At 53.9% G+C, this 23815-nt stretch carries 23 protein-coding genes and 1 tRNA gene; 8 read left to right on the top strand and 16 right to left on the bottom strand.

The genetic code is table 11. The features are described 5' to 3' along the window. Positions 1 to 55 precede the first annotated feature (55 nt). The 5 genes from wzzE to trxA all read right to left on the bottom strand — a co-directional run bounded on the left by wzzE (position 56) and on the right by trxA (position 4385). Complete coding sequence (wzzE, locus tag B2Q93_RS14930) at positions 56 to 1102, bottom strand: ECA polysaccharide chain length modulation protein (protein WP_040078079.1); 1047 nt, start codon at positions 1100 to 1102, stop codon at positions 56 to 58. Positions 1103 to 1123: 21 nt separating this feature from the next. Next, positions 1124 to 2218: a UDP-N-acetylglucosamine--undecaprenyl-phosphate N-acetylglucosaminephosphotransferase gene (gene wecA, locus B2Q93_RS14925; protein WP_040078077.1), complete on the bottom strand. Its 1095-nt coding sequence runs from the start codon at positions 2216 to 2218 to the stop codon at positions 1124 to 1126. A gap of 243 nt (positions 2219 to 2461) precedes the next feature. Next, positions 2462 to 3721, bottom strand: a complete 1260-nt coding sequence (gene rho, locus B2Q93_RS14920) for a transcription termination factor Rho (RefSeq protein WP_001054528.1) — start codon at positions 3719 to 3721, stop codon at positions 2462 to 2464. 87 nt (positions 3722 to 3808) lie between these two features. Next, positions 3809 to 3892 (bottom strand): rho operon leader peptide, encoded by an 84-nt coding sequence (locus B2Q93_RS21230; protein WP_325948127.1) that lies wholly within the window; start codon positions 3890 to 3892, stop codon positions 3809 to 3811. A 163-nt stretch (positions 3893 to 4055) separates the two neighbouring features. After that, positions 4056 to 4385 carry a thioredoxin TrxA gene (trxA, locus tag B2Q93_RS14915; RefSeq protein WP_006179218.1) on the bottom strand — a complete coding sequence of 110 codons (330 nt, stop codon included), beginning with the start codon at positions 4383 to 4385 and terminating at the stop codon, positions 4056 to 4058. Between the two features lie 144 nt (positions 4386 to 4529). Here trxA and rhlB point away from each other — a divergent pair, with 144 nt between their 5' ends. Then, positions 4530 to 5795: an ATP-dependent RNA helicase RhlB gene (gene rhlB, locus B2Q93_RS14910; RefSeq protein WP_040078076.1), complete on the top strand. Its 1266-nt coding sequence runs from the start codon at positions 4530 to 4532 to the stop codon at positions 5793 to 5795. Positions 5796 to 5800: 5 nt separating this feature from the next. Then, entirely contained in the window at positions 5801 to 7285 is a 1485-nt protein-coding gene (gppA, locus tag B2Q93_RS14905; protein ID WP_286758212.1) for a guanosine-5'-triphosphate,3'-diphosphate diphosphatase, read from the top strand. Positions 7286 to 7316: 31 nt separating this feature from the next. On the opposite strand, the gene rep is transcribed toward gppA, so the two are convergent. Beyond that, positions 7317 to 9338 carry a DNA helicase Rep gene (gene rep / locus B2Q93_RS14900; RefSeq protein ID WP_207292613.1) on the bottom strand — a complete coding sequence of 674 codons (2022 nt, stop codon included), beginning with the start codon at positions 9336 to 9338 and terminating at the stop codon, positions 7317 to 7319. Positions 9339 to 9450: 112 nt separating this feature from the next. Here rep and ppiC (B2Q93_RS14895) point away from each other — a divergent pair, with 112 nt between their 5' ends. Then, positions 9451 to 9732: a peptidylprolyl isomerase PpiC gene (ppiC, locus tag B2Q93_RS14895; RefSeq protein ID WP_046886622.1), complete on the top strand. Its 282-nt coding sequence runs from the start codon at positions 9451 to 9453 to the stop codon at positions 9730 to 9732. A 49-nt stretch (positions 9733 to 9781) separates the two neighbouring features. Then, the gene (gene ppiC, locus B2Q93_RS14890; RefSeq protein ID WP_003017999.1) at positions 9782 to 10063 is read left to right on the top strand and encodes a peptidylprolyl isomerase PpiC; all 282 of its coding nucleotides are present in this window, start codon (positions 9782 to 9784) and stop codon (positions 10061 to 10063) included. A gap of 19 nt (positions 10064 to 10082) precedes the next feature. Here the strand turns inward: ppiC (B2Q93_RS14890) and B2Q93_RS14885 are convergent, their stop codons facing one another. Beyond that, on the bottom strand, positions 10083 to 10523 hold the full coding sequence (locus tag B2Q93_RS14885; RefSeq protein WP_040078070.1) for an RrF2 family transcriptional regulator: 441 nt from the start codon (positions 10521 to 10523) through the stop codon (positions 10083 to 10085). Positions 10524 to 10647: 124 nt separating this feature from the next. Between B2Q93_RS14885 and B2Q93_RS14880 the strand changes: the two genes are divergently transcribed. Then, a complete protein-coding gene (locus B2Q93_RS14880; protein WP_052953298.1) occupies positions 10648 to 11286 on the top strand; it encodes a class I SAM-dependent methyltransferase in 639 nt (212 codons plus the stop codon). Between the two features lie 56 nt (positions 11287 to 11342). Here the strand turns inward: B2Q93_RS14880 and ilvC are convergent, their stop codons facing one another. Continuing rightward, positions 11343 to 12818 carry a ketol-acid reductoisomerase gene (ilvC, locus tag B2Q93_RS14875; protein WP_046886624.1) on the bottom strand — a complete coding sequence of 492 codons (1476 nt, stop codon included), beginning with the start codon at positions 12816 to 12818 and terminating at the stop codon, positions 11343 to 11345. Between the two features lie 152 nt (positions 12819 to 12970). On the opposite strand from ilvC, the gene ilvY reads away from it, so the two are divergent. Beyond that, positions 12971 to 13861 carry an HTH-type transcriptional activator IlvY gene (gene ilvY, locus B2Q93_RS14870; RefSeq protein WP_040078066.1) on the top strand — a complete coding sequence of 297 codons (891 nt, stop codon included), beginning with the start codon at positions 12971 to 12973 and terminating at the stop codon, positions 13859 to 13861. On the opposite strand, the gene ilvA is transcribed toward ilvY, so the two are convergent. The 6 genes from ilvA to ilvL all read right to left on the bottom strand — a co-directional run bounded on the left by ilvA (position 13858) and on the right by ilvL (position 20407). Next, complete coding sequence (gene ilvA, locus B2Q93_RS14865; RefSeq protein WP_154298931.1) at positions 13858 to 15402, bottom strand: threonine ammonia-lyase, biosynthetic; 1545 nt, start codon at positions 15400 to 15402, stop codon at positions 13858 to 13860. The two genes, ilvY and ilvA, sit on opposite strands and share 4 nt — an antisense overlap. 2 nt (positions 15403 to 15404) lie before the next feature. After that, positions 15405 to 17255, bottom strand: coding sequence for a dihydroxy-acid dehydratase (gene ilvD, locus B2Q93_RS14860; protein ID WP_286933629.1), 1851 nt, complete (start codon positions 17253 to 17255; stop codon positions 15405 to 15407). A 60-nt stretch (positions 17256 to 17315) separates the two neighbouring features. Beyond that, positions 17316 to 18245: a branched-chain amino acid transaminase gene (locus tag B2Q93_RS14855; RefSeq protein ID WP_040078063.1), complete on the bottom strand. Its 930-nt coding sequence runs from the start codon at positions 18243 to 18245 to the stop codon at positions 17316 to 17318. A 17-nt stretch (positions 18246 to 18262) separates the two neighbouring features. Beyond that, the gene (gene ilvM / locus B2Q93_RS14850; protein ID WP_040078062.1) at positions 18263 to 18526 is read right to left on the bottom strand and encodes an acetolactate synthase 2 small subunit; all 264 of its coding nucleotides are present in this window, start codon (positions 18524 to 18526) and stop codon (positions 18263 to 18265) included. Beyond that, complete coding sequence (gene ilvG / locus B2Q93_RS14845; protein WP_046886626.1) at positions 18523 to 20169, bottom strand: acetolactate synthase 2 catalytic subunit; 1647 nt, start codon at positions 20167 to 20169, stop codon at positions 18523 to 18525. Before ilvG ends, ilvM begins: the two co-directional genes overlap by 4 nt. A 139-nt stretch (positions 20170 to 20308) precedes the next feature. Further along, on the bottom strand, positions 20309 to 20407 hold the full coding sequence (gene ilvL, locus B2Q93_RS14840) for an ilv operon leader peptide (protein WP_040090233.1): 99 nt from the start codon (positions 20405 to 20407) through the stop codon (positions 20309 to 20311). A gap of 341 nt (positions 20408 to 20748) precedes the next feature. Here ilvL and B2Q93_RS14835 point away from each other — a divergent pair, with 341 nt between their 5' ends. Further along, a complete protein-coding gene (locus B2Q93_RS14835; protein ID WP_286933628.1) occupies positions 20749 to 22269 on the top strand; it encodes a YifB family Mg chelatase-like AAA ATPase in 1521 nt (506 codons plus the stop codon). Positions 22270 to 22293: 24 nt separating this feature from the next. Here B2Q93_RS14835 and B2Q93_RS14830 read toward each other — a convergent pair whose 3' ends face one another. Then, entirely contained in the window at positions 22294 to 22632 is a 339-nt protein-coding gene (locus tag B2Q93_RS14830) for a DUF413 domain-containing protein (RefSeq protein WP_040078058.1), read from the bottom strand. Between the two features lie 88 nt (positions 22633 to 22720). Here B2Q93_RS14830 and hdfR point away from each other — a divergent pair, with 88 nt between their 5' ends. Next, positions 22721 to 23572, top strand: a complete 852-nt coding sequence (gene hdfR / locus B2Q93_RS14825) for an HTH-type transcriptional regulator HdfR (RefSeq protein ID WP_172657828.1) — start codon at positions 22721 to 22723, stop codon at positions 23570 to 23572. A 101-nt stretch (positions 23573 to 23673) separates the two neighbouring features. Here hdfR and B2Q93_RS14820 read toward each other — a convergent pair. Continuing rightward, positions 23674 to 23749 (bottom strand) — tRNA-Trp (locus tag B2Q93_RS14820). Positions 23750 to 23815 lie beyond the last annotated feature (66 nt).

Raw genomic sequence — 23815 nt, 5'->3', positions numbered from 1 at the left:
TCGATTCTCTTCGATTAGACGATGAAGGCCAGAGCCTTCATCGTAGACGGCGATCTTAATTTCTGCGACGGCGCGTCAATGCGACGCCAGCACCAATTAATGCACCCACGATCCCCCACATAATCATCAGGAAGGCACGGCGTGGGCTATCGCGTTTTACAGGTTCTTCAGGCGTGCGCAAATAACGATAGGTCTGAAAACGCGGGTCCAGTGTAGGACCTACGTTCAGGGTGGTCATCATTGCGCGGTTCTGGTCGTAATCGAGATCGAAGGCGGGTCCGACGGCCTGTAAATTCTCCAGGCGAGCCTGCAGCATCGGGCGCCCCAGCAGGAACATTTCGGAGTCCGGCAGTTCATCTGCTGGCACATCGGTTTCACTGCGTGAGATATTGCTCTTCTCAGCGATTTTCAGCGCCTGTTCAATGTTGTGAACGCGACGCGTGAAGATAGCTTTGGCTACCTCTTCCTGACGCTTCACCTGCGCTTTCATCTGAATGGTTCGCGCTGCCCAGGCACCTTTAAGCTCATCGTTCAGATGGCTTGCCGCGCGCTGGCTGGCGAAGGCCACGTACTGACGTAGAAGGTTATTGGCGTCTGGCGCGGTTTCCGCGATGAGCTTCACGCTGTCATTCACATTGCGCAGCGCATCGCCGGGCATGAACTGAATATTGTTAATCATTTCATCAAGCAGCGCGGCATCCGCCTTACTGTTACCGACCATCCGCTGTTTGTAGTAGTCGGTCTGGCTCCAGAAATCACGGCGCGTATCCCAGGAAGCCAGCTGCATAATGAACTCTTTGTACGACTCATCCATAACGGACGGCTGATCAACCGGGGCGAGATTTGCTTTAACATCCAGATTACGCAGAAATTGCTGCTGAGAGTAGAAGCCGCCGAGCATATTCACAGTCGGGCGATCGGTGATCGCTGTCGCGCTCCACTCCTGCTTTGCAAAAAAAGTATAGGCCAGTGCGATTAACGCAAAGCCCAGCGCGATTCCTGCAATCCAAAATTTGCCCGCCCATAACACGCGAAACAAACCACGAACATCCAGCTCATTCTCAGTTGCCACTGATTTAGCTCCCGCCAACGGTTGAGTCATTTCAATCCCGATTTACCTGGTTTAAGTTTGATTGCTGCTACTGTTACGACGCATCCGGCGTTTTACACGTTTAATAAACCGCGCAACCTTCCAGGCGCGCTTAATACAGTAGCCATACAGGAAGAATGCTAGCAAGAATAATACCAACATCACCCACTCAGGGACGAAATGGGAATATTCTGCTACAACGCCGATGGCTGCCAGAAGTGCAGCGGCTAAGGTGATAAGGACAAAAGCCTGACGCGAAGTAAACCCTGCGCGCATGATCAAATGATGAATATGCTGACGGTCTGGCGAGAAGGGACTCATCCCTTTACGCAGACGGCGATACATAATGGCCACCATGTCCATCAGTGGGATGGCGATGATCCAGAGCGCCGTTACCGGGCTGATGGGGTGCGTTTTACCCTGGGTGGTTTCGAGCAATATCCAGATAACGGTAAAACCAATCAGCGTGCTACCTGCGTCGCCCATAAACACTTTATAACGACGTCCCAGCACCCCGAGATTAAGCAGGATGTAAGGCAGGATGGCGGCAATCATGGCAAAACACCACATGGAGAGGCTGTATTGGCCGTCAAACCACAGGATGATGCCAATAGCGCCGAATGAGACGCTGGAAAGGCCGCCCAGCAAACCATCTATGCCGTCGACCATGTTAAAAGCGTTAATCGCCGCCCAGACGGCAAATAGCGTCAGGAAATAACCGAATGGCCCAAGCACCATCTCCCACGAGCCAAAGATATGGCCCAGGCTGCTGAGATAGAGATTGCCGACGGCCATCATGACGATACCGATCGCGGCCTGGATTGATGCCCGAATCTTTACACTGATGTCGTAGCGATCGTCGAGGGCTCCCACGAGCACGAGTACACCTGCGCATCCCAAATAGAGAGCTGCGTGCGGTATATAGTAATCGGCAATACTGAAGGTAAAACAGATCCCCGCATAAACGGAAATCCCTCCAACCAGCGGTATCAGGCCCTGATGGCGCTTACGAAAGTTGGGCTTATCCACCAACCCGATTCTTTTTGCCGCCTTACGTGCAACGAATAAGAAGCAGGTCGTGAACAGAAAAATACTGATTAGCTCAGTCACCGCAGTGAGTAAATTCACAATGGAGGCTCTCTACAAATGTTGATCCCAGAAGTATAACCTTGAAGACGCTACGCCTGAAGGAATAAAGCTCGCCTCTTACAAGTCCCTTTGTATATTTTTCAATCAATTAATTTCCTGACTTTCCGCACATTCCCTTTGTCGTGAAGGAAAGGATTCATTCAGTGATTGTCGTAATAGCGTATAAGCGTTAAAAGAAAAACGCCACGTAAAAACGTGGCGTTTGTCGGCTTTAACGTGATTTTACGAACGTTTCATCATATCGAAGAAATCATCGTTCGTTTTGGTCATCGCCAGCTTGTTAATGAGGAATTCCATTGCGTCGATTTCGCCCATTGGGTGAATGATTTTGCGCAGGATCCACATTTTCTGCAGCTCTTCCTGAGTGGTAAGCAGTTCTTCTTTACGGGTACCGGAACGGTTGTAGTCGATAGCCGGGAAGACGCGTTTCTCAGCAATCTTACGAGAGAGGTGCAGTTCCATGTTGCCTGTACCTTTAAACTCTTCGTAGATAACTTCGTCCATTTTAGAGCCGGTGTCGATCAGTGCCGTTGCGATGATGGTCAGGCTACCGCCCTCTTCCACGTTACGTGCGGCACCGAAGAAACGCTTCGGACGATGCAGGGCGTTGGCATCCACACCACCGGTCAGTACTTTGCCGGAAGCAGGGACGACGGTGTTGTACGCACGCGCCAGACGGGTAATGGAGTCGAGCAGGATGATGACATCTTTCTTGTGCTCAACCAGGCGTTTCGCCTTCTCGATAACCATTTCCGCAACCTGAACGTGACGAGATGCGGGTTCGTCGAAGGTAGAAGCCACAACTTCACCTTTTACCAGACGCTGCATCTCGGTCACTTCTTCCGGACGTTCGTCAATCAGCAGCACCATCAGCACACAGTCTGGGTGGTTGTAGGCGATGCTCTGCGCAATGTTCTGCAGCAGCATGGTTTTACCCGCTTTCGGCGGCGCAACAATCAGACCACGCTGTCCACGGCCGATCGGCGAAGCGAGATCCAGCACGCGAGCGGTTAAGTCTTCGGTAGACCCGTTACCACGCTCCATGCGCAGACGAGAGTTCGCGTGCAGCGGCGTTAAGTTTTCGAACAGGATCTTATTACGCGAGTTTTCAGGCTTATCGTAGTTAACTTCGTTAACTTTCAGCAGCGCGAAGTAGCGTTCACCCTCTTTAGGAGGACGAATCTTACCTGAAATGGTATCACCTGTGCGGAGGTTGAAACGGCGGATTTGGCTGGGGGAAACGTAGATGTCATCAGGACCGGCGAGGTAGGAGCTGTCTGCAGAGCGGAGGAAACCAAATCCGTCCTGCAATATCTCCAGCACACCGTCGCCAAAGATATCTTCGCCACTCTTTGCGTGCTGCTTCAGGATGGCAAAAATAATGTCCTGCTTGCGCATACGAGCCTGGTTTTCCAGCCCCATATTTTCGCCGAGAGTGATCAGCTCAGAAACCGGCGTATTCTTTAATTCGGTAAGATTCATAATGGTGTGGGTTCTTAAACTCGGGGTAATACTCGAACTTAATATTGTGAATGGTATGGCAGGGTCATCCATGCCTGTTAGCGGCCATCAACTCATGTCTGTTCGCTGTCTGCTTACAGGAAAAAGCACAGAACTGAAACGACAAGACGGATTGAGTGACAAGCCCGGAATCTATCCACTTCTCGCACTGTTTATGTCAACAACGGGAAGTATCGGGTAAAACAAGAACGACAAGGTATGTTTAAAACGAAGTCATAGGTAACTTAGCACGACTATTGCCGGGCGTCCAGAGATCCAAACAATTTTGAAACCCCGGACGCGCCGCCGAGAACCCTTACGCCAGGTTAGCGTCCAGGAACTCTTTCAGCTGACCTTTGGACAGGGCGCCCACTTTGGTAGCAGCCACTTCGCCATTTTTGAACAGCAGCAGGGTTGGGATACCACGGATGCCATATTTCGGCGCGGTGCCCGGGTTCTGGTCGATGTTCAGTTTCGCAACGGTCAGTTTGCCCTGATATTCGTCGGCGATCTCATCCAGAATCGGGGCGATCATTTTGCAAGGACCACACCATTCTGCCCAGAAATCGACGAGGATCAGCCCGTCAGCTTTAAGCACGTCCGTGTCAAAACTATCGTCAGTCAGGTGAATAATTTTATCGCTCATATATAACTCCACAGGAATAAGCCTGGCGCGTTGGTGTAGCAATCATCAACGACGTGTTGATGTCGCATTAACCAACTAAAGGTTGACTTTATTTCACCGGATACGCTTTCGTAAAGCAATAGTAAGCTGATATTCTACCACACTATGAGCAAAACACATTTAACAGAACAGAAGTTTTCCGACTTCGCCCTGCACCCAAAGGTGATCGAAGCCCTTGAAACTAAAGGGTTTCATAACTGCACGCCTATTCAGGCTCTCGCCCTGCCGCTGACGCTGGCCGGTCGCGATGTTGCGGGGCAGGCGCAAACCGGTACCGGCAAAACGATGGCGTTTTTAACGTCAACGTTCCATTATTTACTTTCTCATCCCGCAATTGCAGACCGTCAAGTTAACCAGCCGCGCGCGCTCATTATGGCTCCGACGCGAGAACTGGCGGTACAGATTCACGCAGATGCGGAACCGCTGGCACAGGCTACCGGCCTGAAGCTCGGCCTCGCCTACGGCGGTGATGGCTACGATAAACAGCTGAAAGTGCTGGAAAGCGGCGTAGATATCCTGATCGGTACTACCGGCCGTCTTATCGACTACGCCAAACAGAACCACATCAACCTCGGCGCCATTCAGGTGGTGGTACTGGATGAAGCAGACCGCATGTACGATCTGGGCTTCATTAAAGATATTCGCTGGTTGTTCCGTCGCATGCCTGCGGCAAACCAGCGTCTGAACATGCTGTTCTCCGCAACCCTTTCTTACCGCGTACGCGAGCTGGCATTCGAACAGATGAACAATGCCGAATACGTGGAAGTCGAGCCAGAGCAGAAAACAGGTCACCGTATTAAAGAAGAGCTTTTCTATCCGTCTAACGAAGAGAAAATGCGTCTGCTGCAAACCCTGATCGAAGAAGAGTGGCCAGATCGCGCCATTATCTTCGCCAACACCAAACACCGCTGTGAAGATATCTGGGGCCACCTGGCTGCAGACGGACACCGCGTTGGCTTGCTGACGGGTGATGTTGCGCAGAAAAAACGCCTGCGTATTCTTGATGAATTCACTCGTGGCGATCTGGACATCCTGGTGGCAACTGACGTTGCGGCACGCGGCCTGCATATTCCAGCCGTGACTCACGTCTTCAACTACGATCTGCCTGATGATTGCGAAGACTACGTGCACCGTATTGGTCGTACCGGTCGTGCCGGTGCCAGTGGCCACTCCATCAGCCTTGCCTGTGAAGAGTACGCCCTGAACCTGCCAGCCATTGAAACGTATATCGGCCACTCTATTCCGCAGAGTAAGTACAATCCGGATGCGCTATTAAGCGAACTGCCGCCAGCGAAGCGTCTTACTCGCCCACGCTCCGGCAATGGCCCGCGTCGTTCAGGCGCACCGCGTAATCGTCGTCGTTCAGGCTAAACATTATGCTCAGCACCACCTCACTCTATGCCGCTATTGATTTAGGTTCGAATAGTTTTCATATGCTGGTAGTGCGTGAGGTGGCGGGAAGCATACAAACGCTGACACGTATTAAGCGTAAGGTCCGTCTCGCGGCGGGCCTTAGTAGTGATAATCATCTCTCTCCTGAGGCCATGGAGCGCGGCTGGCAGTGCCTGCGTCTCTTTGCTGAACGCCTACAGGATATTCCCCACCAGCAGATTCGTGTCGTCGCGACGGCCACGTTGCGCCTTGCGGTTAACGCGGGTGAATTTATTGCGAAAGCGCAGACGATACTGGGCTGCCCGGTGCAAGTCATCAGCGGTGAAGAGGAAGCACGTCTGATTTATCAGGGCGTGGCGCACACCACCGGTGGCGACGAGCGCCGTCTGGTTGTCGATATTGGCGGAGCCAGCACTGAGCTGGTAACGGGCAACGGCGCCCAGGCCACCTCCCTCAACAGTCTTTCCATGGGTTGCGTGACCTGGCTCGAGCGTTTTTTCACCGACCGTAATCTGACAAAAGAGAGCTTCGATCAGGCAGAGCTGGCCGCCCGCGAGGTGGTTCGCCCTGTTGTTGGTACGTTACTACAACACGGCTGGAAGGTCTGTGTCGGCGCATCGGGTACCGTTCAGGCGTTGCAAGAGATCATGATGGCTCAGGGAATGGATGAGCGCATCACCCTGGCCAAACTGGAGCAGCTGAAACAGCGCGCCATCCAGTGTGGTCGACTTGAAGAGCTGGAGATAGAGGGGCTGACCCTCGAGCGTGCCCTCGTCTTCCCTAGCGGGCTGGCTATTCTGATCGCCATCTTTACCGAACTGGATATTCAGTGCATGACCCTGGCCGGTGGTGCTCTGCGTGAAGGGTTGGTTTACGGCATGCTGCACCTGGCAGTAGATGAAGATATTCGCAGCCGTACCTTGCGCAATGTACAACGCCGCTTCCTGGTGGATACCAGCCAGGGCGAACGCGTTGCACAGTTGGCGCTTTATTTCGCCGATCAGGTCGGCAAAAGCTGGGATTTAGGGCCGTTAGGCCATGTTCTGCTGCAAAGCGCCGCGCAGCTACATGAAATTGGGCTTAGCGTTGAATATAAGCAGGCACCGCTGCATGCCGCCTGGCTGGTTCGTCATCTGGATCTGCCCGGCTTCACTCCTGCGCAGAAAAAATTGCTCGCCACGCTGTTATTGAACCAGACCAACCCGCTCGACCTCTCCTCTCTGCATCAGCAAAATGCGGTACCGCCGCGCGTTGCAGAACATTTGTGTCGCATACTGCGTCTGGCGATCATTTTTGCCAGCCGTCGTCGCGATGATTTGTTGCCAGAGATTGGCCTGCAGGCTGAAGGTGAGATACTCACCCTGATGTTACCGGAAGGGTGGCTGATGCAGCATCCACTGGGCGCAGAGATGATTGAGCAAGAGTGCCAGTGGCAGAGCTACGTTCACTGGCCCCTGCATATTCAGTAAAACGCCGCCTCTCCCGCAGGAGAGGGACATGTTACTTATCTTTCGCTTTCGCCAGCATGGCACGTATGTTTGCCACGTTTGCCTGACCTTTGTGCATTCTCTCTTCCGCCGTAATGACCTTACGCTCCTGCTCCCAAATCAGATCATCCTGGGGCAATTCCATCAGAAAGCGGCTCGGCTCCGGACGCACCAATTCACCGTACTGGCGGCGCTCTTTACAAAGCGTAAAGACCAGTTCCTTCTGCGCACGCGTAATGCCCACATAAGCCAGCCGGCGCTCTTCATCGACGTTATCTTCGTCAATGCTGCTCTGATGCGGCAGTATCCCCTCTTCCATTCCCACCAGATAGACATAGGGGAATTCCAGCCCTTTCGAGGCATGCAACGTCATTAGCTGTACCTGATCGGCCTCTTCCTCGCTCTCGCCACGCTCCATCATATCGCGCAGGGTGAAACGGGTGACGACCTGGGTCAGGGTCATGGGTTCATCAATTTCTGAGCCTTCAAGCATTTCACTCATCCAGCTGAAGAGCTGGTTAACGTTTTTCATGCGCATTTCCGCCGCTTTTGGGCTCGCGGAGGTTTCGTATAGCCAGGACTCGTAGTCGATGCCGCGAATCAGATCGCGTACGGCAACCACCGGCTCACGTTCAGCAAGACGCTGAATTTCACCTAACCACTGCGTAAAGCGCGTTAGCGATTCGTAGCCCCGTCCGGTGAGGGTCTGACTCAGGCCCATATCAAAGCTGGCGGTAAACAGACTTTTGTTGCGAGTCATCGCCCATTCGCCCAGCTTTTGCAACGTTGCAGGGCCAATTTCACGCTTCGGCGTATTAACGATACGCAGGAATGCGCTGTCGTCATCCGGGTTGGTGAGTACCCGCAGATAGGCCAGCAGATCTTTGATTTCAGGGCGTGAGAAGAAAGAGGTGCCCCCGGAGATTTTGTACGGGATGCGGTTCTGCATCAGCATCTTTTCAAAGACGCGTGACTGGTGATTGCCGCGATAGAGGATCGCGTAGTCTTTATAGCCGGTTTTATTAACGAAGTGATGCGCAATGAGTTCACCGGTGACGCGCTCAGCTTCATGCTCTTCATTATTGGCGCTAAGCACCTTGAGTTCGGTACCGTAACCCAACTCGGAGAAAAGGCGTTTCTCAAAGACGTGCGGGTTGTTAGCAATCAGGATATTTGCCGCTTTCAGGATACGCCCGGAAGAACGGTAATTTTGCTCCAGTTTGATCACCTGCAGCGCCGGGAAGTCTTTGCTCAGTAGCACCAGGTTTTGTGGACGTGCGCCGCGCCAGGAGTAAATCGACTGATCATCATCACCCACCACGGTAAAGCGCGCACGTTGTCCTACCAACAACTTCACCAGTTCGTACTGGCTGGTGTTGGTATCCTGATACTCATCCACCAGCAGATAGCGGATTTTATTCTGCCAGCGCTCGCGTACCTCTTCGTTGCGTTGAAGCAACAGGGTTGGCAACAGAATGAGATCGTCAAAGTCGAGCACATTGCAGGCCTTGAGATGCGCATCATACAGGCTGTAACAGTGCGCGAAGATCCGATCCCGCTCACCTTTCGCGCTTGCCGCAGCTTGCGCAGGGGTCATAAGATCGTTTTTCCAGTTGGAGATCGTCGAGATCAGTTGTTGCAGGATCAACTTGTCGTCTTCGATCAACCCTTCGGTTAACTCTTTAAGTAACGCCACCTGATCGGTATCGTCAAAAAGCGAAAAGTTCGACTTCATCCCCAGCGCGGCGTATTCGCGCTTGATGATATCCAGCCCCAAAGTGTGGAAGGTCGAGATCATCAGGCCGCGCGCCTCTTTGCGCCCCAGCGTCTGGCCGACACGCTCTTTCATCTCGCGCGCTGCCTTGTTGGTAAAGGTCACTGCCGCGATATGGCGGGCCTGATAACCACAGCCACGAATAAGGTGGGCGATTTTATTGGTGATCACGCGGGTTTTACCGGATCCTGCCCCTGCCAGCACCAGGCATGGTCCAGTAACGAATTCGACCGCTTGTTGTTGTCCAGGGTTTAAACGCATGGGAATAGTGCTCAATCTTCGAACGGGGTGTGGATTGTAGCAGAAAGCGGGGCGCAGATTTACCGGCTAATGATAAAGTGAAGGTCACGCGTGTAACCCCGAGAACAGTACCATGGTAAAGACCGCAGCAGCCCTGCACATTCTGGTGAAAGAAGAGAAGCTGGCGCAGGAGATCCTCGCCAAACTGGAGCGTGGCATTAGCTTTGATCATCTGGCGAAACGCTATTCGAAATGTCCTTCAGGGCGTAACGGCGGTGATTTAGGCGAGTTTAAGCAGGGGGCGATGGTCGGCCCGTTCGATCAGGCGGTCTTTAGCTGCCCGCTTCTTAAGCCCTTTGGCCCGGTGAAAACCAGGTTTGGCTACCATATCATTAAGGTGCTCTATCGCCGTTAACGCATGGTATATTGCGCTCCGATGACTTAAACCCCTTCGAGGCACAATCATGGCAAAAACAGCAGCAGCAGTGCATATCCTGGTGAAAGAAGAGAAACTGGCTCTGGATCTTCTGGAACAGATTAAAAACGGTGCCGACTTCGGCAAGCTGGCAAAGAAACACTCTATCTGCCCGTCAGGCAAACGTGGCGGTGATTTAGGCGAATTCCGTCAGGGCCAGATGGTACCTGCATTCGATAAAGTGGTCTTCTCTTGCCCGGTGCTGGAACCCACTGGTCCACTGCACACCCAGTTCGGTTACCACATCATTAAAGTGCTGTACCGTAACTAATCTCTTTGCAGGGGCAGGCTTAGTTGTCCTGCCCTTGTGCATTGAAATAGTCGATAAACTCACTTCCTACCTCTGCCAGCGTCAGGCGTTTAAACCTTTCCAGTATTAGCGTTTCTGCTTCGGCAAAGGTATCTGACATTACCCTGTTTACCCCCTTTTCGACCAGGCAGCGCGGATTTTCGTTTCGGTTACCCAGTGCAAACAGCACTGGCGAGCCCAGCGCTGTATAGATGTCATACAGCGTGACCTGACTCGCGGGGCGTGAAAGCGTCCACCCGCCATGATGCCCTTTGCTTGAACCAACAATTTTTTGCTCACGCAATCCTGCCAACAACTTGCGGATAAAAGCGGGATTTCCGTCGATAAATGCCGCCATCTGCTCCGATGTTAAGGGCTTATCCATCTGTTCAAGGTGCAGCAGAATATGCAGCGTGGCGGAGAAAGAGTTATTTATTTTCATGTAACTTACATTATTACATGTACTTAGCCTCTTCAACCTCTGGGATGAAAAATTCACCGATTGACGGCCGTAAATCTTATGATACTTTTGATGTTACATAAGTGACTTCATGCAGGAGAAAACGATGGCTACCGAACAATCCCCCGATCTGTTCTGGGAAGAGCATTACGCAGCAATGTCGCCCCTATCAAACGGCATACCCGGTAAAATTCTGGTGCGCTTTGTCGATGCCCTTACGCCCGGAAAGGTGCTGGAGTTGGGATGCGGGCGTGGCGATGATAGCGTCTGGCTGGCGAAAAAAGGCTGGCGGGTTACTGCGGTTGATTTATCTCCACGCGCGCTGGATTATGCTGCCGCCAATGCCGAGCGTTCTGGTGTAAGCGGGAAGATCGCCTTCGCGCAATACGATCTCACCGCGCGTTTCCCTGAGGGCCAGTACGATCTGATCGTGGCATCGTTCCTGGAATCTCCGCTCACCTTCGATCGCTTCTCTATCTTTCGTACTGCATTAGAACATGTCACGCCAGGCGGAATGTTGTTGATTACATCGCATGCCAGACCTCCTTCATGGTCAAAGCATGCCGATCGCCCCTTCCAGTCAGCGGAGGAGGCTTTTGCATCCCTGGCGCCATCGGCGGCGGAGTGGGAAACGGTGTTCTGCGATGACGTATCAAGAATAATGAAAGGGCCGGAAGGACAAGAGGGCGAAGTGTCAGATGCGGTTATTGCGCTGAAGCGCAAAAAACAGGCCCGACAGCGCTAACGCTTTTCGGGCCTGCCTGGGGGTCGGGTAGGCGCTGGCGCCACCCGATCGGGTTATCAGCCCGCGACAGCAATACGCTTCATGTCGGTCATGTAGCCACGCAGTTTCTGGCCCACTTTCTCGATCTCGTGGCTGCGAATCGCTTCGTTCACATCACGCAGCTGGGCGTTATCTACCGCGCCTTCGGTAATCGCTTTGCCCAGATCCCCTGTCTGCAGGGTAGTCATAAACTCTTTCAGCAGCGGTACGCAGGCGTAGGAGAACAGATAGTTACCGTACTCGGCGGTATCAGAGATAACCACGTTCATTTCGTACAGACGCTTACGGGCAATGGTGTTCGCAATCAACGGCAGTTCGTGCAGCGATTCATAGTACGCTGACTCTTCGATGATGCCGGAATCCACCATGGTTTCGAACGCCAGTTCAACGCCCGCTTTCACCATCGCGATCATCAGAACGCCTTTATCGAAGTACTCTTGCTCGCTGATTTTACCCTCGAACTGTGCAGCGGTTTCAAAGGCAGTTTTACCGGTCTCTTCGCGCCAGGTCAGCAGGTTTTTATCGTCGTTTGCCCAGTCGGCCATCATGCCGGAAGAGAACTCACCGGAGATGATGTCGTCCATATGTTTCTGGAACAGCGGTGCCATAATGGTTTTCAGCTGTTCAGACAGCGCATAAGCACGCAGTTTTGCCGGGTTAGACAGACGGTCCATCATCAGGGTGATACCGCCCTGTTTCAGCGCTTCGGTGATGGTTTCCCAGCCGAACTGAATCAGTTTCTCAGCGTATGCCGGGTCAGTACCCTCTTCCACCAGCTTGTCGAAGCAGAGCAGAGAACCGGCCTGCAGCATACCGCACAGAATGGTCTGCTCACCCATCAGGTCAGATTTCACTTCTGCAACGAAGGAGGACTCCAGAACGCCCGCACGGTGGCCGCCGGTGGCCGCTGCCCATGCCTTGGCAATCGCCATGCCTTCGCCTTTCGGATCGTTTTCCGGGTGAACCGCGATCAGCGTCGGTACGCCGAAACCACGCTTGTACTCTTCACGTACTTCGGTACCCGGGCACTTCGGTGCCACCATCACGACGGTGATGTCTTTACGGATCTGCTCGCCCACTTCAACGATGTTGAAGCCGTGGGAGTAACCCAGCGCTGCGCCATCTTTCATCAGCGGCTGCACGGAACGCACTACGTCGGAGTGCTGTTTGTCTGGCGTCAGGTTAACCACCAGATCCGCCTGCGGGATCAGCTCTTCGTAGGTACCCACTTTGAAGCCATTTTCGGTCGCTTTACGCCAGGAGGCACGCTTCTCAGCAATCGCTTCTTTACGCAGGGCGTAGGAGATATCCAGACCGGAGTCACGCATGTTCAGACCCTGGTTCAGGCCCTGTGCGCCACAGCCGACGATGACCACTTTTTTACCCTGAAGGTAGCTCGCGCCATCAGCAAATTCATCGCGCGCCATGAAGCGGCATTTGCCCAGCTGCGCCAGCTGTTGGCGCAGATTCAGTGTATTAAAGTAGTTAGCCATGGGTGATACCTCGTGATGTTGTGTGTCTTATTGTTCGGTTCGCTGTTCAGCGAGAATGTACCCACATTACAACAGGAAATTTATTGCGGAAATTGATATATTCACAACGTCACGTTGCAATATCTGCAATGTAAAAAGGGCGGGTGAAATCAATGGATTTACGCGATCTGAAAATGTTTCTCCATCTGGCGGAAAGCCGCCACTTTGGCCGCAGCGCGCGGGCGATGCACGTCAGCCCCTCCACGCTCTCGCGCCAGATCCAGCGTCTGGAGGAGGATCTCGGCCAGCCGCTGTTTGTACGCGATAATCGCACCGTTACGCTCACGGAAGCGGGCGAAGAGTTGCGCGTTTTTGCTCAGCAGACGTTATTACAGTATCAGCAACTGCGACACACCATCGATCAGCAGGGCCCGTCACTTTCAGGCGAACTCCATATTTTCTGTTCTGTGACGGCGGCTTACAGTCATCTGCCCCCCATTCTGGATCGCTTTCGCGCTGAACACCCTTCGGTAGAGATCAAACTCACCACCGGCGATGCGGCCGATGCGATGGAAAAAGTGGTGACCCGTGAGGCCGATCTGGCGATCGCCGGCAAACCGGAAACCCTGCCGGGCGCGGTGGCATTCTCAATGCTCGAGAACCTGGCCGTGGTGTTAATTGCACCGGCGCTGCCGTGTCCGGTGCGAAATCAGGTATCGGTGGAAAAACCCGACTGGTCAACGGTGCCGTTTATCATGGCCGACCAGGGGCCAGTGCGTCGTCGCATCGAACTCTGGTTCCGTCGGCAAAAAATCAGCAATCCGTCGATTTACGCCACGGTGGGCGGCCACGAGGCAATGGTTTCAATGGTGGCATTAGGCTGCGGCGTGGCGCTGCTGCCGGAAGTGGTGCTGGAAAACAGCCCGGAGCCGGTGCGCAACCGCGTAATGATTCTCGAACGCAGTGATGAAAAAACGCCGTTCGAACTTGGCGTGTGCGCACAAAAAAAGCGGCTGCATGAGCCGCTTATTGATGCGTTCTGGAAATTACTGCCAGGCAGTTAACCCGCCAGGAAGAAGCGGAACGCCGGGTTATGGGTCTCGTCATGACAGTCATAACCCAGTTCGTTCAGACGGGTTTCGAAATCCGGCTCGTGCTCACCCAGTTCAAACGCCGCCAGCACGCGGCCATAGTCGGTGCCATGGCTGCGGTAGTGGAATAGCGAAATGTTCCAGTGCGTGCCCAGCGTATGCAGGAACTTCAGCAACGCGCCGGGCGATTCCGGGAATTCGAAACTGTACAGACGCTCCTGCAGCGGCTTCGATGGACGGCCACCGACCATGTAGCGCACGTGCAGCTTGGCCATTTCATCGTCAGAAAGATCCACTACGCTGTAGCCACCTTCGTGCAACAGGTTGAGGATCTCTTTGCGCTCCTCCAGACCCCGGCTCAGGCGAACACCAACAAAAATGCAGGCGTCTTTCGCATCGGCAAAACGGTAGTTAAACTCCGTCACCGCACGGCCACCCAGCAGCTGGCAGAACTTGAGGAAGCTCCCCTGCTCTTCCGGAATGGTCACCGCCAGTAACGCTTCACGCTGCTCACCCAGCTCGCAGCGTTCGGAAACGTAGCGCAGACCGTGGAAGTTGACGTTAGCGCCCGAGAGCACGTGAGCCAGACGTTCCCCGCGAATGTTGTGCTGCGCGATGTATTTTTTCATTCCCGCCAGCGCCAGCGCGCCGGACGGCTCCGCCACAGCGCGAACGTCCTCGAACAGATCTTTCATCGCCGCGCAGATAGCGTCGCTATCAACCGTGACGATATCGTCGAGATATTCCTGACAGAGACGGAACGTTTCATCGCCAATGCGTTTGACGGCCACCCCCTCGGCAAACAGCCCGACCCGCGGCAGGTCAACCGGATGTCCGGCCTCCAGCGCCGCTTTCAGGCAGGCCGAGTCTTCCGCTTCAACGGCAATCACTTTGATCTGTGGCATTAGCTGTTTGATTAGCACCGCCACGCCTGCCGCAAGTCCGCCACCGCCTACCGGCACGAAGACGCGGTCGAGGTGGGCATCCTGCTGCAAAAGCTCAAGCGCCAGCGTACCCTGCCCGGCAATCACCATCGGATGGTCGAACGGCGGGACCCAGGTAAAACCCTGCTGTTGTGCCAGCTCAATCGCTTTGGCTTTCGCTTCATCGAAATTCGCACCGTGCAGCAGCACCTCGCCACCGAAGCCACGTACGGCATCGACTTTGATGTCAGCCGTTGCTACAGGCATCACAATCAAGGCTTTCAAACCCAGACGCGCCGCAGAGAACGCAACCCCCTGGGCATGGTTACCCGCCGAAGCGGTGATCACACCACGCGCTTTTTGCTCTTCGGTTAGCCCGGCCATCATGGCGTAAGCGCCCCGCAGCTTAAAGCTGTGCACCGGCTGCCGATCTTCACGCTTCACCAGAATCACGTTATCGAGGCGCGAAGAGATCTTTTCCATCTTCTGCAGCGGCGTGACCTGCGCGGCTTCATAGACCGGTGCGCGTAGCACCGCCCGGAGATATTCCGCCCCCTCGGGGGCGGCAGACAGGGGTTGTGAGTCGGCCATCATTAGCCCCCGAGTTTCGATTTATCGCGCACTGCGCCTTTATCTGCACTAGTGGCCAGGGTCGCGTAAGCACGCAGAGCAAAGGAGACTTCGCGTTGACGATCTTTCGGCGTCCAGGCTTTCTCACCGCGAGCTTCTTGCGCTTCACGGCGTGCAGCAATCTCCTGATCGCTCAGCTTCAGCTGAATACCGCGGTTCGGGATATCGATTTCAATCAGATCGCCATCTTCAATGATCGCGATGTTGCCGCCGCTTGCCGCTTCTGGTGACACGTGGCCGATAGAGAGCCCGGACGTCCCGCCGGAGAAACGACCGTCGGTGATCAGCGCGCAGGCTTTGCCAAGCCCCATGGATTTCAGGAAGGTGGTTGGGTAGAGCATTTCCTGCATACCCGGACCGCCTTTTGGCCCTTCGTAACGGATAACGACCACGTCGCCTTCTACGACTTTGCCACCGAGGATAGCGTCTACTGCCTCGTCCTGGCTTTCGTAGACTTTGGCAGGGCCGGTAAATTTAAGGATGCTGTCGTCCACGCCTGCGGTTTTTACGATACAGCCATTTTCTGCGAAGTTACCGTAGAGCACCGCGAGCCCACCGTCTTTGCTGTAGGCGTGCTCCAGCGAGCGGATACAGCCTTCTGCGCGATCGTCATCCAGCGTATCCCAGCGGCAATCCTGCGAGAAGGCCTGCGTGGTACGGATACCCGCCGGCCCTGCGCGGAACATCTTTTTCACCGCCTCATCTTTGGTCAGCATCACGTCGTACTGTTCCAGCGCCTCTGACAGCGTCAGACCCAACACGTTTTTCACGTCGCGGTTCATCAACCCGGCGCGATCCAGCTCGCCGAGGATACCGAGAACCCCGCCCGCGCGGTGGACGTCTTCCATATGGTATTTCTGGGTACTTGGCGCCACTTTACACAGCTGTGGCACTTTGCGGGAAAGCTTGTCGATATCGCTCATGGTGAAGTCGATTTCGGCTTCCTGGGCGGCAGCCAGCAGGTGCAGAACGGTGTTAGTGGAGCCACCCATGGCGATATCGAGCGTCATGGCATTTTCAAACGCCGCTTTACTGGCGATGTTGCGCGGCAGTGCGCTGGCGTCGTCCTGCTCGTAGTAGCGTTTAGTCAGCTCAACGATACGTGAACCCGCATTAAGGAACAGCTGTTTACGATCGGCGTGGGTCGCCAGCAGCGAGCCGTTACCCGGCTGGGACAGGCCAAGCGCTTCGGTCAGACAGTTCATGGAGTTCGCGGTGAACATACCTGAACAGGAGCCGCAGGTCGGACAGGCCGAACGTTCTACCTGATCGCTCTGCTCGTCAGAGACTTTCGGGTCCGCACCCTGAATCATGGCATCAACAAGGTCAAGCTTGATGATTTTGTCGGAAAGCTTGGTTTTACCGGCTTCCATTGGGCCGCCAGAGACGAAGATCACTGGAATATTCAGGCGCAGGGAGGCCATCAGCATCCCTGGGGTGATTTTGTCACAGTTAGAGATACAGACCATGGCGTCGGCACAGTGGGCATTCACCATGTACTCAACCGAGTCGGCAATCAGCTCACGCGACGGCAGTGAATAGAGCATGCCCCCGTGGCCCATCGCGATACCGTCATCGACGGCGATGGTATTGAACTCTTTCGCCACACCGCCCGTAGCTTCGATCTGTTCGGCGACCAGTTTACCGAGATCGCGCAGGTGTACGTGACCCGGAACGAACTGGGTAAAAGAGTTCACCACGGCGATAATCGGTTTTCCAAAATCGGCGTCGGTCATCCCGGTGGCGCGCCACAGCGCGCGGGCACCAGCCATGTTGCGGCCGTGGGTGGTGGTGGCGGAACGATACTTAGGCATGCTTTATTTACTCCCGTCTATCTTGTAAATGGGACGGTGCGTGCCGTCCCATAGTGATGCTTATGGATTAACCTGATCCAACCAACCGTATTTATCTTCTGTTTCGCCGGTGAAGAGACCAAAGAACGCTTCCTGAATACGCTTGGTCACCGGACCACGGCGGCCTTCGCCAACCTGGATCCCGTCAACGCTGCGTACCGGTGTAATTTCTGCGGCGGTACCGGACATAAATATTTCATCCGCCAGGTACAGGGATTCACGAGAGAGAACCTGCTCACGAACCTCGATCCCCAGATCCTGCGCCAGCTTGATAATGGCATCGCGGGTGATACCCGGCAGTGCCGAAGAGGTAAACGGCGGCGTGAAAAGAATACCGTCTTTCACTTCAAACAGGTTTTCCCCAGCGCCTTCGGAGATGTAGCCGTTCACATCCAGTGCGATCCCTTCCTGGTAACCGTGGCGACGCGCTTCGCTGCCTACCAGCAGAGAGGAGAGGTAATTGCCGCCCGCTTTGGCCGCGGTCGGAATGGTGTTGGGTGCGACACGATTCCATGAGGAGACCATGGCATCGATCCCCTGCTCTAGCGCTTCTGCGCCCAGGTAAGCTCCCCAAGGGAACGCCGCGATGATCACATCAGTGGTATAGCCGGCCGGCGGGTTCACGCCCATGCCCACATCACCTACAAATACCAGCGGGCGGATGTAGGCGCTGGTCAGGTTGTTTTTACGCAGAACCGCGCGGCAAGCTTCCATCAGCTCATCAACGCTTTGAGAAACAGGGAATCGATAGATTTTGGCTGAATCACGCAGACGCTGCATATGTTCGCGATGGCGGAACACCACTGGACCTTTGTGTGAGTCATAGCAGCGGATACCTTCAAACACAGAGGTACCGTAGTGCAGCGCGTGGGACATCACGTGGACCTTCGCGTCCTCCCAGCGAATCATCTCACCATTGGACCAAATGTAATCAGCTTTTTTCGTGGTCATTTTTCTTCCTATTGCGCTCAGGCGCGGATTTGTTGCGATGTGGTTGTGCTCTGGCAGATGGCGACATGCGCGACGTCGACCAGTTTACTTAGCTGGCTAAACAGTAATTCGACAGGCCGTGGACTGGCAACGGTCAATTCGATATTTATGTTCTGTGCATCCGTTGCGGTTTCCATATTCATCGAGCATATCTGAAAGCCCCGATGGCGAACCACGCGTAAAACACGTTCTAACGTTTCCGGGTTGAAGCGAGCCTGCACGGCGACCTGATGTTGCATCATGATAATTTCTCCAGCATTTGTGAGTTACTGGCGCCAGGCGGCACCAACGGCCAGACATTCTCAAGCTCGTCGATTGAGACATGAAGCAGGTACGGCCCTTTGCAGGACAACATGGTGTCGAGCGCCGCTTCAACCTGGTCTTTACGGGTGATGTGCTGGCCTGGAATGCCAAACGCGCTGGCCAGAACAAGGAAATCGGGATTGTCGGTAAGGGTCGTTTCGCTGTAGCGCTCCTGGAAGAAGAGCTGCTGCCACTGGCGGACCATGCCTAAACGCTGGTTATCAAGCAGTACGATCTTGACCGGTAACTGCTTACGTTTCACCGTGCCCAGTTCCTGCACGTTCATCATGAACGAGCCATCACCGGAGATGCAGATAACAGTATCGTCTGGACGTGCGACCTGCGCGCCAACGGCAGCGGGCAGACCGAAGCCCATCGTGCCTAATCCACTCGAAGTGATGAAATTCTCCGGGCGAGTGTATGTCATATGCTGGGCCGACCACATCTGATGCTGACCGACATCCGTCGTCACTACGCTGTCTGCTGGCTTGCGATCCGACAGCTGTTTTAACAGCAAAGGGGCATAAATGGCGTCGCCGGGATGGTCGTAACGCCAGGCGTGCTCACAGCGCATATCCGCTGCATGCTGGCGCCACGCATCGATATTGAGCGGTTGTTGCAACGCCGGTAACAGGGCATTGAGGTCGCCCTGCAAAGCAACGTGCGCCTGACGCAGTTTGTTCATCTCTGCCGGATCGATATCCATATGAATCACTTTGGCATTGGGGGCGAAGGTATTCAGCTTGCCGGTAACACGGTCGTCAAAACGGGCCCCTACAGCGATGAGCAGGTCACACTCTTGCACCGCCAGGTTCGCCGCTTTGGTACCGTGCATGCCCAACATGCCGAGATAGTACGGATTATCTGCATCGACAGCGCCCAATCCTTTCAGCGTACAGGTGGCCGGCATTTGCGTAACGGCGAGAAACTCACGCAGCGCGGGAACCGCCTGTGCCATGCCGACCCCGCCGCCGACGTAGAGCATCGGTTTTTGCGCCTGAGCCAACATGTGAAAGGCCTCTTTCACTTCGGCGTGTGGGAAAACATCGGCGCTTTCAACGGTGGAGAAATGCGGTTCCAGATCGCCCAGGGCCACCTGGATATCTTTCGGGATATCGACCAGAACCGGCCCAGGTCGACCCGAGTTTGCCACTTCAAAGGCTTCAGCCATCACGCGCGGCAACTCTTCCAGGGACTGAACAAGGAAACTGTGTTTGGTGCAAGCCAGCGATAACCCGAGCACATCCACTTCCTGGAAGGCGTCGGTACCGATGAAGGGAGAAGCAACCTGACCGGTGATAGCAACAACGGGAACGGAGTCGAGCAGCGCATCGGCCAGGCCGGTGATCAGGTTGGTTGCACCAGGCCCCGATGTTGCCATGCAAACACCGGTTTTTCCGGTAGAGCGGGCGTAACCAATGGCCGCCATCGCTGCTCCCTGCTCGTGTCGGCACAACAGATGTTCCACGCCGCCGTCATACAACGCATCATAAATCGGCATAATTGCGCCACCCGGGTAACCAAAAACGGTCTCGACTCCCTGTGCACGCAACGCATGTACTACCCACTGTGCCCCATTCATAGTTACTTCCCCGTCGTAAATCGGGAGAAACAGAATTTTATGCTAAAACCCATAATCTGCTCCTCACTTATATTTTTTGGCCATAAAAAAACCCCCGGACCTTTCGGTGCGGGGGTCTTAGTTCGTTAAGGCTTGATTTTTAAGCCTTTCCTCGTCCAAGTGCAGCCCCGCACGGTGGGATAATAATCACCACCACGCTAATCACGACCAGGCTAATCACTCGTAGAAGGGTTGTCATTTTTAGTTCTTTAAGCTTCTTGTTCGAAGGAATACCTAAAGAGTTATCACAGATTCGCTCGGTATCACAAGATTTTTTTATTACGCTATTTTTTATGCGACAACGAATTTAGTTAAAAATCATTGTTTTTTATCACAAAAATAGAAAATGAATTATTTTCATTTTTTTGACCAAATTTCGTTTAAAAAGAAAAAATGATGACTTTTTGCGGCGGCTGTTCCAGTGCATTGCAAGCATTGCATCCACGTAAAGAAAATTACGAATCGTGCGCGCAAAGAGAGCAATCATCCGTAATTTGGCAGCGATCGTAATGGCATAGTACACCTTTAAGGAGGGTGTCTATGTCATTGTCGGTTGTTTACACGCGTGCGGCGTTAGGGGTAAAAGCGCCGCTCATTTCTGTTGAAGTGCATTTGAGTAATGGGCTTCCGGGGCTGACCCTGGTGGGTCTACCGGAAACCACCGTTAAGGAGGCCAGAGACCGGGTACTCAGCGCGATTATCAACAGCGGTTATACCTTTCCGGCAAAGAAAATCACCATCAACCTCGCCCCTGCGGATTTACCCAAAGAGGGAGGGCGATACGATTTACCTATCGCTATTGCGCTTCTCACTGCGTCTGAGCAACTCTCTGCACCACGTCTGGGTCATTACGAGTTTGTGGGTGAGCTGGCCCTTACAGGCGCGTTGAGAGGGGTTCCAGGTGCAATATCCGGTGCAATCGCAGCGCTGAATGCTGGTCGGGAGATCATCGTCGCTACCGATAATGCAGCAGAAGTCAGTCTTATCGAGCAGAAAGGCTGCCTGGTCGCGGGGCATTTACAGGAGGTCTGCGCCTTCCTGGAAGGGAAACATCAGCTGGCCGAGCCCGAGCCGGTCCCCTTTTCCACCGAGCCTGAATCAAATGATATCAATGATATTATTGGCCAGGAGCATGGCAAGCGCGCCCTCGAGATCACCGCGGCTGGCTCTCATAATCTCTTGCTCATTGGTCCTCCGGGTACAGGAAAGACCATGCTTGCCAGTCGGCTGAATGGACTGTTACCGCCGCTGAGTAATCATGAAGCTCTGGAAAGCGCAGCGATTATTAGCCTCGTCAATGCCAGCTCTCTGCATAAACAGTGGCGTATGCGCCCGTTCCGCGCACCACATCATAGCGCCTCGCTGGCGGCCATGGTGGGAGGTGGTTCTATTCCGGCTCCCGGCGAGATCTCGCTGGCCCATAATGGCATTCTTTTTCTGGATGAGCTGCCAGAGTTTGAGCGACGGGTGCTTGATGCCCTGCGAGAGCCTATTGAGTCAGGGCAGATCAATATCTCCCGCACGCGCGCAAAGATAGCGTATCCGGCCCGTTTTCAGCTGATTGCAGCGATGAATCCCAGTCCGACAGGACACTATCAGGGTCAACACAATCGCTGCACGCCAGAGCAGACGTTGCGCTATCTGTCGCGGCTGTCCGGCCCTTTTCTCGACAGGTTTGATTTATCTCTGGAGATCCCCCTGCCGCCGCCAGGGCTGCTTTGCCAGATGCAGAAAACGGGAGAGGACAGCGCGACCGTGCGGAAAAGGGTCATGGCAGCACAGGGCACGCAAATGGCGCGGCAAAACAAACTCAACGCCCATCTTGATAACGCCGAGATACGCCGGTTTTGTCAGCTGGAAGCAGAAGATGCAAAATGGCTGGAGGAGACGCTTACTCGCTTCGGTCTTTCCGTACGGGCCTGGCAGCGCCTGCTAAAGGTCGCGCGCACGATTGCCGATCTGGAGAAATGTTTGAATATTGAACGAAGGCATCTGCAGGAAGCGCTGGGCTATCGCGCCATCGACAGATTATTACAGCACTTACAAAAGATGCTGACCTAAAAAAGGGGCCGTAGCCCCTCTCATTTAGTCGTCTGAATCGGTGTAATCTTCTGCACCTTCCATCTGTGGCTTGCCACCAGACAGAGTGTGGAAACGCTTAGGACGCTTAATACGTGCCATGTACTTGATCCATACACGTTCCGCTTCTGTTACAGGCTCGCGCTCGCCACGACATACGGCAACGAACAGCGTCTCTTCTTCAGTCGCAGGTTCACGTTTTCCCAGATCCAACTCGTTAAAAGCATAACCATGGCGCTCAAGCAGTTGTGCCTCTTTGATGGTGAAATCACCATGACGAGAAAATCCGCGTGGATAATTTTTGTTGTCGAAAAAACGATTAATAGTCGTAAAGCTTTCCGCCATCCTACACGCTCCTATATCTTTGGCCGAGCTATTTATGGCGCGGAGTATTAGTTACGCTTGACAGAGTGTAAAACAAAACATTTAAATCATAACGACAAATTATTTTGCGGAGAAAACCGTGGATACGGAATTGCTAAAAACTTTTCTCGAAGTGAGCAGAACGCGACACTTCGGTCGCGCCGCTGAAGCGCTTTACCTGACTCAGTCGGCCGTCAGCTTTCGTATTCGACAGCTTGAAAACCAATTGGGCGTCAATCTGTTCACTCGTCATCGCAATAACATTCGCCTGACGACGGCAGGAGAGAAGTTACTGCCCTATGCTGAGACGTTGATGAATACCTGGCAGGCTGCGCGTAAAGAGGTCGCGCATACGTCGCGGCATAACGAGTTCTCTATTGGTGCCAGCGCTTCACTGTGGGAGTGTATGTTAAGTCCGTGGCTTAACCGTCTCTATCGTTCACATGGTCACCTGCAATTTGAGGCGCGCATTGCGCAACGGCAGTCTTTGGTTAAGCAACTCCATGAAAGACAGCTGGATCTGCTTATTACCACCGAAGCACCGAAAATGGACGAATTTAGCAGCCAAATACTTGGTCAGTTCACGCTGGCGCTTTACGCCTCTGAACCTGCGGTCATGAAAAGCGACCTGAATTACCTGCGATTAGAGTGGGGGCCGGACTTTCAGCAACATGAAGCAGGGTTGATCACTGCCGAAGACGTGCCTCTTCTGACGACCAGTTCGGCAGAAATCGCCTGTCAGCAACTCGCACTGCTGAAAGGCTGCACCTGGTTGCCGCAACGATGGGCAAGTACCAAAGCGGGGTTACATACAGTGGCCGATTCGGCGACGCTTCAGCGTCCGCTATATGCTATTTGGCTACAAAATAGCGATAAGCAAGGGCAGATAAAAGATCTTCTAAAAATCAACGTGATGGACTAATGAATCGGGTTAGCAAGGATGCTAATGAGAGACTGTGTTGAGGGGAAGTGGAGGATTCGCAGGCAAAAAAAAATCCTTTGCCGTAGCAAAGGATTCTTATATGGCAGGGGCGGAGAGACTCGAACTCGCGACACCCGGTTTTGGAGACCGGTGCTCTACCAACTGAGCTACGCCCCTAAATTTTCTTACCATTAAGCCTGCTTATAAAGCAGGCTTAATTTGAATAAGTGGCGGAACGGACGG

The sequence above is a fragment of the Leclercia sp. UBA5958 genome, assembly GCF_002430365.1.
Lineage (GTDB): Bacteria > Pseudomonadota > Gammaproteobacteria > Enterobacterales > Enterobacteriaceae > Enterobacter > Enterobacter pneumoniae.
Note: the sequence above shows the minus strand (reverse complement) of the source record. Positions and strands in the feature narration are given on the sequence as shown.

What these genes read in the sequence shown, in the direction of transcription:
- rhlB (WP_040078076.1), top strand. Translation starts at nt 4,530, where the DNA reads ATGAGCAAAACACATTTAACAGAACAGAAGTTTTCCGACTTCGCCCTG.
- rep (WP_207292613.1), bottom strand. Translation starts at nt 9,338, where the DNA reads ATGCGTTTAAACCCTGGACAACAACAAGCGGTCGAATTCGTTACTGGA.
- B2Q93_RS14830 (WP_040078058.1), bottom strand. Translation starts at nt 22,632, where the DNA reads ATGGCGGAAAGCTTTACGACTATTAATCGTTTTTTCGACAACAAAAAT.
- ilvA (WP_154298931.1), bottom strand. Translation starts at nt 15,402, where the DNA reads ATGGCCGACTCACAACCCCTGTCTGCCGCCCCCGAGGGGGCGGAATAT.
- ppiC (WP_046886622.1), top strand. Translation starts at nt 9,451, where the DNA reads ATGGTAAAGACCGCAGCAGCCCTGCACATTCTGGTGAAAGAAGAGAAG.
- ilvY (WP_040078066.1), top strand. Translation starts at nt 12,971, where the DNA reads ATGGATTTACGCGATCTGAAAATGTTTCTCCATCTGGCGGAAAGCCGC.
- ilvD (WP_286933629.1), bottom strand. Translation starts at nt 17,255, where the DNA reads ATGCCTAAGTATCGTTCCGCCACCACCACCCACGGCCGCAACATGGCT.
- trxA (WP_006179218.1), bottom strand. Translation starts at nt 4,385, where the DNA reads ATGAGCGATAAAATTATTCACCTGACTGACGATAGTTTTGACACGGAC.
- ilvM (WP_040078062.1), bottom strand. Translation starts at nt 18,526, where the DNA reads ATGATGCAACATCAGGTCGCCGTGCAGGCTCGCTTCAACCCGGAAACG.
- B2Q93_RS14885 (WP_040078070.1), bottom strand. Translation starts at nt 10,523, where the DNA reads ATGAAAATAAATAACTCTTTCTCCGCCACGCTGCATATTCTGCTGCAC.
- ilvC (WP_046886624.1), bottom strand. Translation starts at nt 12,818, where the DNA reads ATGGCTAACTACTTTAATACACTGAATCTGCGCCAACAGCTGGCGCAG.
- B2Q93_RS14855 (WP_040078063.1), bottom strand. Translation starts at nt 18,245, where the DNA reads ATGACCACGAAAAAAGCTGATTACATTTGGTCCAATGGTGAGATGATT.
- B2Q93_RS14835 (WP_286933628.1), top strand. Translation starts at nt 20,749, where the DNA reads ATGTCATTGTCGGTTGTTTACACGCGTGCGGCGTTAGGGGTAAAAGCG.
- B2Q93_RS14880 (WP_052953298.1), top strand. Translation starts at nt 10,648, where the DNA reads ATGGCTACCGAACAATCCCCCGATCTGTTCTGGGAAGAGCATTACGCA.
- ppiC (WP_003017999.1), top strand. Translation starts at nt 9,782, where the DNA reads ATGGCAAAAACAGCAGCAGCAGTGCATATCCTGGTGAAAGAAGAGAAA.
- ilvL (WP_040090233.1), bottom strand. Translation starts at nt 20,407, where the DNA reads ATGACAACCCTTCTACGAGTGATTAGCCTGGTCGTGATTAGCGTGGTG.
- gppA (WP_286758212.1), top strand. Translation starts at nt 5,801, where the DNA reads ATGCTCAGCACCACCTCACTCTATGCCGCTATTGATTTAGGTTCGAAT.
- wzzE (WP_040078079.1), bottom strand. Translation starts at nt 1,102, where the DNA reads ATGACTCAACCGTTGGCGGGAGCTAAATCAGTGGCAACTGAGAATGAG.
- ilvG (WP_046886626.1), bottom strand. Translation starts at nt 20,169, where the DNA reads ATGAATGGGGCACAGTGGGTAGTACATGCGTTGCGTGCACAGGGAGTC.
- rho (WP_001054528.1), bottom strand. Translation starts at nt 3,721, where the DNA reads ATGAATCTTACCGAATTAAAGAATACGCCGGTTTCTGAGCTGATCACT.